This is a genomic window from Pyramidobacter sp. CG50-2 (assembly GCF_003612005.1).
Classification (GTDB): domain Bacteria; phylum Synergistota; class Synergistia; order Synergistales; family Dethiosulfovibrionaceae; genus Pyramidobacter.
Genome location: NZ_RAWT01000073.1, coordinates 1 through 8,403, shown reverse-complemented (window position 1 = coordinate 8,403; position 8,403 = coordinate 1). Strand labels below are relative to the sequence as shown.

7 protein-coding genes and 1 tRNA gene are annotated in these 8,403 nt (G+C 61.3%); 6 read left to right on the top strand and 2 right to left on the bottom strand.

Annotation, left to right across the window (positions count from 1 at the left end):
* Window positions 1-339 precede the first annotated feature (339 nt).
* A tRNA-Leu gene (locus tag D7D26_RS11345) sits at window positions 340-426 on the bottom strand.
* A gap of 171 nt (window positions 427-597) precedes the next feature.
* Here D7D26_RS11345 and D7D26_RS11340 point away from each other — a divergent pair.
* Window positions 598-948, top strand: coding sequence for a heat-shock protein Hsp90 (locus tag D7D26_RS11340; protein ID WP_233543560.1), 351 nt, complete (start codon window positions 598-600; stop codon window positions 946-948).
* Window positions 949-1,091: 143 nt separating this feature from the next.
* Here D7D26_RS11340 and cysS read toward each other — a convergent pair whose 3' ends face one another.
* Window positions 1,092-2,516: a cysteine--tRNA ligase gene (gene cysS, locus D7D26_RS11335; RefSeq protein WP_120373114.1), complete on the bottom strand. Its 1,425-nt coding sequence runs from the start codon at window positions 2,514-2,516 to the stop codon at window positions 1,092-1,094.
* Between the two features lie 143 nt (window positions 2,517-2,659).
* Here cysS and D7D26_RS11330 point away from each other — a divergent pair, with 143 nt between their 5' ends.
* From D7D26_RS11330 to serS, 5 genes are all read left to right on the top strand, one after another.
* Complete coding sequence (locus D7D26_RS11330; protein ID WP_120373113.1) at window positions 2,660-4,375, top strand: excinuclease ABC subunit UvrC; 1,716 nt, start codon at window positions 2,660-2,662, stop codon at window positions 4,373-4,375.
* Window positions 4,372-5,466 carry a bifunctional diaminohydroxyphosphoribosylaminopyrimidine deaminase/5-amino-6-(5-phosphoribosylamino)uracil reductase RibD gene (ribD, locus tag D7D26_RS11325; RefSeq protein ID WP_233543559.1) on the top strand — a complete coding sequence of 365 codons (1,095 nt, stop codon included), beginning with the start codon at window positions 4,372-4,374 and terminating at the stop codon, window positions 5,464-5,466. Before D7D26_RS11330 ends, ribD begins: the two co-directional genes overlap by 4 nt.
* Window positions 5,439-6,092: a riboflavin synthase gene (locus D7D26_RS11320; protein WP_120373112.1), complete on the top strand. Its 654-nt coding sequence runs from the start codon at window positions 5,439-5,441 to the stop codon at window positions 6,090-6,092. Before ribD ends, D7D26_RS11320 begins: the two co-directional genes overlap by 28 nt.
* Window positions 6,093-6,196: 104 nt before the next feature.
* Window positions 6,197-6,673 carry a 6,7-dimethyl-8-ribityllumazine synthase gene (ribH, locus tag D7D26_RS11315; protein WP_078017115.1) on the top strand — a complete coding sequence of 159 codons (477 nt, stop codon included), beginning with the start codon at window positions 6,197-6,199 and terminating at the stop codon, window positions 6,671-6,673.
* 33 nt (window positions 6,674-6,706) lie between these two features.
* Entirely contained in the window at window positions 6,707-7,993 is a 1,287-nt protein-coding gene (gene serS, locus D7D26_RS11310) for a serine--tRNA ligase (protein ID WP_078017114.1), read from the top strand.
* Window positions 7,994-8,403: the final 410 nt, after the last annotated feature.

Here is an 8,403-nt window from a genome sequence, read left to right as displayed (position 1 = left end):
CAGTTTGGCTTCGATCTTCTTGTTGCGATTCTTTTTCCGCGCTGCTTCGATTTCCGCCTGCTGTTCCGATGTGATCTTGTATTTTACGGGCATTCTCCATCACCTCGGGTGCTTTATAACTGAGGTACGGATACTTTGGCTATACTATTAATGAAATAATATCAGTTGCGAAATGGCTTGGACATCGGAATTTAATGACGACCAGAAGGTATGCTCATCTCCGGCCGGACGATCTCTACGGAATGACGAAATTATTGGAGTAGGACTTTGGTAAAATGTCGTAAAAAATAAAAGGACTTACCGCCACTTCTTTGGTAAGTCCTTTGTAATTTGAAAAATTGGTGCCTAAGGAGGGACTCGAACCCTCACGTGGTCGCCCACGGGGGATTTTGAGTCCCCTGCGTCTACCGATTCCGCCACTCAGGCATGGACACGACGATGAACGGTAGAATGATAACACGGACAGTCCGCTTCCGCAAGTTGTATTTTTTTGTAAGAATGTTCAGCGAAGTTTCTCGGGCTGGGAAATATCCCGAACGCATCGTGATATAATAAGAACGGCAATTGAAGTTCTCATAACGAAAGGATGGGATGAGAATGGACAACAATGCGATGATCGCCAAAGTGAAAGAAGTTGTTGCGGCCGGAAGCTGCTGCGCCGAATTGAAGGCCGCGGGGCAGGAATGGCTCGACGCGGTCGGCACGCCGAAGCAGAAGGAAGCGGCGGAAAAGCTCGTGCAGGAACTGGAAGAGGACGTGCAGAGCATCGACGCGACGATGGACTTCCTGAAAAGTCAGGCCGCGGTCGATCTTTTGGGCGCGGAAACGGTCGCCCGGATGACGGAGCAGGGCAAGAAGGTCAAAGCGTCCGGCGGCAAGTATTGCTTCTGTCCGGCCTGCCAAGGCGGCGTGGAAATCCTTGCCCGCAAAGAAGAGCTTTTTGCGTAGGAGCCGTCCCCAAAGGCGGCAGTCGCGTTGAAGCGGAATCTGCCGTGGAATATTTACCGACTGCGAGTGTTCCACGGCGAACATTCTGAATGGAAAAGTCCCGATGATCATGTGACCATCGGGACTTTCCGTTATCGAACGGGCTAGATTTTTTTCTTCCACTTGGTGCCCTGCGGCGTGTCTTCGAGGATGACGCCCTGGGCGGCCAACTCGTCGCGGATGGCGTCGGAACGTTTGAAATCCTTGGCTTTTCTGGCGGCGTTGCGCTCGGCGATCAGCGCCTCAATCCGGGCGGCTTCGCCGCCGCTTTCTTCCTTCTTTTCCTGCTCGATGCCGATGATGCCCATGACGCCGTCGATGTCGCCGAAGAACTTTTCGGCGGCCGCCACGGCGGCGGGGTCGAGCTTTTCGTTGCCTTTCAGGTATTTGTTGACCTCGGTGACGGCCTCGAAGATCACGCCGATGGCGGCGGCGGTGTTGAAATCGTCGTCCATGGCGGCGATGAAGTCCTCGCGGAATGTATCCAGCGCGGCCGTAAGCGCGGCGCCGGCGGCGGATGTTTCGCCGAGGCGGCCGCCCTTGGCGAACTGCAGGTCGCTCCAGCAGTTGCGCAGGCGTTCTACGGCCGCGGCGGCCTGTTCGAGGCCTTCGGGGGCGAAGTTGATGGGCGAGCGGTAGTGGGCGCCGAGCATGAACATGCGGATGGCCAGCGGCGGGAACTTCTGACGCGCGGCGCGGGCGGTGAGGAAGTTGCCCAGCGACTTGGACATCTTTTCGGCGTTGATGAGGATGTATTCGTTGTGCAGCCAGTATTTGACGAACGGTTTGCCCGTGGCGGCCTCGCTCTGGGCGATCTCGTTCTCGTGGTGAGGGAAGACCAGGTCGATGCCGCCGGTGTGAATGTCGACGGTGTCGCCGAGCAGATCGGTGGACATGGCGCTGCACTCGATGTGCCAGCCCGGGCGGCCGAGGCCCCAGGGGCTTTCCCAGGCGGGTTCGCCGGGCTTCTGCGGCTTCCAGAGCACGAAATCGAGCGGGCTGCGCTTGACGTCGTCCACTTCGATGCGCGCGCCCGACTGCAGGTCGTCGAGGTTCTGATGGCTGAGCTTGCCGTAGGCGGGGAAGCTTTTCACGTCGAAATACACGGTGCCGTCGACGACGTAGGCGTGGCCGTTGTCGATGACGCGCTGGATCAGTTTGATGATCTTGGGGATGTACTCGGTGGCGCGGGGGTAGAAGGAGGCGCGTTTGATGCCGAGCGCGTCGGCGTCTTCGTAATAATCGGCGATAGTCTTTTCGGCCAGCTGTTGTACGGTGACGCCGTCGCGGTTGGCGCGGGCGATCATCTTGTCGTCGATGTCGGTGAAGTTCTGCACGAAGGTGACTTCGTAGCCGCGGAACTCGAGATAACGGCGCAGCACGTCGAAGACGATGAAGGGGCGCGCGTTGCCGATGTGGAAATAGTCGTATACGGTGGGGCCGCAGCTGTAAAAAGTGACCTTTCCTTCGCGCAGCGGGACAAAAGGCTCCTTTTTACGCGTCAGATCGTTATAAAGCGCAAGTGCCATAAACAGTTCCTCCGTTCTGGTGTAAAATTATACCGATCCAGTCGCTCTATTATAGCCGAGAAAACGAGAAAAGGAACTCCGAAAAACGTCCATGGAATTCAGGGTTTCAAATCGAAGAATCATAACGGAGGGGGGCGCGGCGAATGAATGAACGGGAACGCATGGGGAGGATCCGCGCCATTCTCAGGACTCTGCCGCTCAAGCCCGGCGTCTATCTGATGCACGACGAAACGGGCAGGGTGATCTACGTCGGCAAGGCGAAAAAGCTGAAGCGCCGCGTCTCGTCCTATTTCAACCATCGGGATTTCGCCATCCCGCGCCTGCGCAAGCTGGTGCAGACGGTGCAGGACATCAGCTTCATCCGCACGGAAACGGAGTCGGAGGCGTTTATCGTCGAGAGCCGCCTGATCAAGGCGATCCAGCCGTTCTTCAACGTGGAACTGAAAATGGGCTCGCGCTATCCGTTCATCGTCGTCACGGCCGAAAGGTTTCCGCGCGTGCTGGTCACCCACACGCGCCCGAAGACGGGGCGCGTTTTCGGGCCCTACACCAGCGCCGGAGCGATGCGCAGCATGCTGAACCTGATCAAGAATTTTTTCCCGGCGCGGAACTGCTCGATGAATCTGGAAAAAGAAAAGCTGGCGCGCCCGTGTATAATGTACGATATCGGCAAGTGCCTTGCCCCCTGCGCGGGCAAGTGCACGGAAAAAGAGTACAACGAAACCGTCGACGACATCCTCATGCTGCTGAACGGGCAGACCGCCGATCTGGTGTCGCGCCTGCGGACGCGCATGGAGCGTCTGGCGAAGGAGATGCGCTTCGAAGAGGCGGCCAAGGCGTGCGACACGATCCGCGACCTGTGGAAGTTCTCGCGCCAGAAGCTCTCGGTGACGCTCGCCGACGATCTCGACGAGGACACGTGGGCCGCGATGACGCGACTGCGCGACCTCTGCGGCCTGCCCGTGGTGCCGTGGCGCATCGACGGGTTCGACATCTCCCATTCGGCGGGACGCGAGACGTACGGCGTGGCCGTGGTCTTCGAGCAGGGTTATCCCAATCAGTCGCTGTACCGCCGTTACGCCATCAAGTCGGTGGACGGCATCGACGATTTCCGCTCCATGCGCGAGACGGTGCTGCGACGTTACCGCGGTATGATCGAAAGCCAGCTGCCGCTGCCGCAGCTGATCCTCATCGACGGCGGCCCCGAGCAGCTGGCCTTCGCCCGTCAGGCGCTGGCCGAGGTGCCCGTGGCGATCCGCACGATCGCGCTGGCCAAACGCGACGAACTGATCTTCACCGAGCCGGACAAGCCGCCGCTGCGGCTCGACTGGAACGATCCGGCGCTGCGTCTTTTGCAGCGCGTGCGCGACGAGTCGCACCGCTTCGCCATCACCACGCACCGCCGCAAGCGCGTTTCACGCCTCAGCCGTTCGGCGCTGGAGGACGTCCCCGGCATCGGCAAGCACAAGGCGGCGCTGCTGCTGTCGACGTTCGGCAGCGTGCAGCGTATCGCTTCGCTCTCCGCGGAAGAACTGCAAAAAGCGCCCGGCATCGGCCCCGTTCAGGCCGCGAAGATCCTCGATTTCCTGACCGAGGCCCCCGCGCCGGAAGCGCCGGCGCCCAAAAGGACGGTGGAGCTGGTGCGCGTGGAGCGCCCGATCGGGATCCCAGTGCTGGAGACGGCAAAATATCGTTGGAACAAGACCATCGACGTGCCTTACCGCGAAGCGCTGCCCGAGCGGCGCGATGTGCCGGAAGCTGCCGGCGCGCTGTCGGCGGCCGGTGAGGAAACGGAAGACGGCCGCGCGGTGCGCCGGACGTACAATCCCAAACGAAAGCGAGGCATCCATCGCGCATGAGACAGCAATGGACCGACGAACATCACATGCGCCAGGCCCTCGATCTGGCGCTGCGCGGCTTGGGAAAAACCACGCCCAACCCCATGGTCGGCTGCGTGATCGTCAAAGACGGCGCGGTAGTCGGCCGCGGCTGGCACGACCATCTCGACGGGCTTCACGCCGAGGCGGCGGCCCTGCGCGACGCCGGAGACAAGGCGCGCGGCGCCACCGCCTATGTGACGCTGGAGCCGTGCAGCCATCAGGGCCGTCAGCCGCCCTGCGCTCCGGCGCTGGTGAGGGCCGGTATCGCACGTTGCGTGTGCGCTGTTGGCGACCCCAACCCGAAAGTCGACGGCCGCGGCCTGAAAATTTTGAGCGACGCCGGCGTCGAAACCGTCTGCGGCGTGCTCCAAAAAGAAGCGGCCTGGTTGAACCGCGGCTTTTTGTCTTTGCAGACGCGCCGCCGTCCCTGGGTGACGCTCAAAGCGGCGCTGTCGTTGGACGGGAACATGGCCCTTTCCGACGGGACCAGCCAGTGGATCACCGGCGAAGCGGCGCGCGCCGAGAGCCATCGCCTGCGCGGCGAGAACGACGCGGTCCTGATCGGCTCGGGAACGTTGAAGCGCGACGATCCGTCGCTGACCGTCCGCGCCGTGGAAGGTCCGTCGCCGCGGCCCGTGATCCTCTGTTCCGATCCTGCCGTCTTGGAGGGGAAGTACAAAGCCCTGCGCCGCGACGCGATCGTTTTCGTTCCCGAAGGAACGGCGATTCCGCCCGAACGGAGCGGACACGTTTACGCCGTTTCGTCGTCCGCGGCCCGTCCCGACCTGAAAGCCGCGCTGGAAAAACTGGCGGAGCTGGGGCTTGCCCGCGTGCTGGTGGAAGCGGGACCGACCATCTGTTCGGCCTTCATCGCCGCCGGGCTGGCCGACGAATATCAGCTTTTCGTGGCCCCCGTGTTCATGGGCGAGGGACGGAAAATCACGGCTTCTATTCGGCTGCGGCGCATGGACGACGCTATCCCCATGACGCTGCGCGGCGTCCGCACCGCGGGGCGCGACCTGTGGATCGAAGGGGGAAATCCATGTTCACTGGACTGGTTGAAGCAGTAGGGACGATCGTTTCCGTCTCCCGCCGCGGGGACGTGACCGTTTTCCGCGTCGGCTCTCCGTTCGCCGGCGAACTGAAACGCGGCGAATCGGTGGCCGTCAGCGGCGTCTGCACGACCGTGACCGAGTGCGACGGCGTTTCGTTCGCCGTGGAACTGACCGGCGAAACCATGAGCGTGTCGCGATTTTCTTTCGTCACCGCGGGCGAGCGCGTCAACCTCGAACGGGCGCTGCCGGCCGACGGACGTCTGGACGGCCATTTCGTGGCCGGGCATGTGGACGGCACCGCTCTGGTCATGTCGCTGCGCCGCGGCCGCCACGCGGCCGAGCTGTGGCTGAACCTGCCCCCGGAGCTGACGCGCTACGTCGTGCGCAAGGGCTCGCTCTGCGTCGACGGCGTCAGTCTGACCGTCGCGGCGGTGGAGGGCAACGCCTGTTCCGCGGCCGTGATCCCCGAGACGCTGGCGCGCACGACTCTCGGAACTCTGGCGGCCGGCAAGAGGGTGAACGTCGAGACCGACCTGATCGCCCGCTACGTGGAGAAACTGATGGGGCTGGAAGCGCCGCGCGGCTCTTCCGAAGCGTCGGGAACCCTGACGCGGGAAAAACTGGCGCAGATGGGCTGGTAATTTCACGGCGGAATTTTCGCTTCCCGGCTTGGATTGTGCCTGAAATGATGTAAAATCGACAGAACGGCTTTCGTTTTCTATAAAAGTTTTCAGGAGGAATGTCCATGAAAGTAGTTCAAGGGAATTTAGTCGCTCAGGGCGAGCGCTACGCCATCGTCGTCTCGCGCTTCAACGAGCTGATCTGCGGCAAGCTGGTGGAGGGAGCCAAGGACGCGCTCGTGCGCCACGGCGTGAAGATGAACGAGTTCGACGTTTACTGGGTGCCCGGGGCCTGGGAGCTGCCGCTGACCGTGAAGGAACTGGCCCTTTCCGGCCGTTACGACGCCGTGATCGCGCTCGGCGCGGTGATCCGCGGCGACACGCCCCACTTCGAGTTCGTCTCCGCCGAGATGTCGAAGGGACTGGCCGCGATCGGGCTGGATCAGCGCGTGCCCGTTGCCTTTGGCGTGCTGACCACCGAGAATCTGGAACAGGCCCTGCTCCGCGCCGGCAGCAAGGCCGGCAACAAGGGGGCCGAAGCCGCTCTGGCCGCGCTGGAAATGACGTCGCTGCTGAGACAGATCCGCGAAAACAAAGAATAGATTTCTTCCGACTGAGAAAGGAGTACCCCCGTCATGCTTGACATCCGTACGATTCGAGAAGAGACCGAGGCCGTCAAGGCCTATCTGAAAGCGAGAAACAACGACTTCGACGTCGACAAAGTGCTGGCGCTCGACGACGAACGCAAGAAACTGCTGGCGTCCGTCGAAGAAGTCAAGGCCCGGCGCAACGCCGGCTCCAAGGAAGTCGGCAGGATCAAGGCGGTCGGCGGCGACGCTGCCGCCGTCATGGAAGAGATGAAAAAACTGGGCGAGCAGGTCAAGGCCGACGACGCCCGCGTGGCTGAGATTGACGAAGAACTCCGCCAGCTCATGTTGCAGATCCCCAACCGTCCCGACGCCTCCGTGCCCGTCGGCAAGGACGAGACCGAAAACGTGGAAGTGCGCCGCTGGGGCACGCCGCGTCAGTTCGATTTCGAGCCCAAAGCGCATTGGGACGTGGCTGAAGTCTGCGGACTGCTCGATTTCGAGCGCGGACCCCGCATGGCCCAGAGCCGCTTCACCGTCTTCAAGGGACTGGGAGCGCGCCTCGAGCGCGCCATCATGAACTACATGCTCGACCTGCACGTCATGAAGCACGGCTATACCGAGTTCAACGTCCCCGTCATGGTCAACTCCGAGTCGATGCTCGGCACCGGGCAGCTGCCCAAGTTCGCCGAGGATCTCTACAAGGTGGACAAGGACGATCTGTGGATGATCCCCACCGCCGAAGTGCCGCTGACCAACATGCATCACGGCGAGATGCTCGGCGAAAGCGAACTGCCCAAATATTACACGGCCTACACGCCCTGCTTCCGCCGCGAATCCGGCAGCTACGGGCGCGACGTGCGCGGCATCATGCGCCTGCACCAGTTCGACAAGGTCGAGATGGTGAAGATCTGTACGCCCGAGAGCAGCTGGGACGAACTCGAAAAGCTCACCGCCGACGCCGAAGACGTTCTGCAGGGGCTCGGCCTGCCCTATCGCGTCATCGTGCTCTGCACCGGCGACATGGGCTTCGGTTCCGCCAAGACCTACGACGTGGAAGTCTGGCTGCCCAGCCAGAACTGCTACCGCGAGATCAGCTCGTGCAGCAACTGCGTCGACTTCCAGGCCCGCCGCATGAACACCCGCTACCGTCCCGCCGACGGCGGCAAGCCCCGCTACGTGCACACGCTGAACGGTTCCGGCCTGGCGATCGGGCGCACGCTCATCGCCGTGCTGGAAAACTGCCAGAACGCCGACGGCTCCATCGACCTGCCCGACGCGCTGGTCCCCTACATGGGCGGCGTCAAGCACATCGATCCGCTCGGCAAAAAGTAAACGCTCGTCCGCCACTCAAAAAATCGATACGGTCCAGAGAAAAGGACGGTTCGGCGCGCCATGGCCGGCCGTCCTTTTTCGTTGCGGAACTTTTCGTCGACCGCGAATTCTCGAATGAATCGCAGCTGCCGCGTCGTGATCGCTTTGAGAGAAGCGGACGCTTTTGCCGCGACGGTTTGTCTGCGAGCGTTTTTTCGGTGTTTTCGGTAAATTTTCAGAGTAAATGCAACCTCGTCAAAGTAAATGCGACGGGGTTGCATTTACTTTAACAGGACAAAAGCAGCAAGCAGTCATTACGAACACATAATAACGATCAAGATTGCGCTAACGGAACAAATTCAAGGGGATGAAAAGCTGTTACGAGGAAATTGTCCGAAAAAAGAGCATACAAAAGTGATCCTCAACTGAAA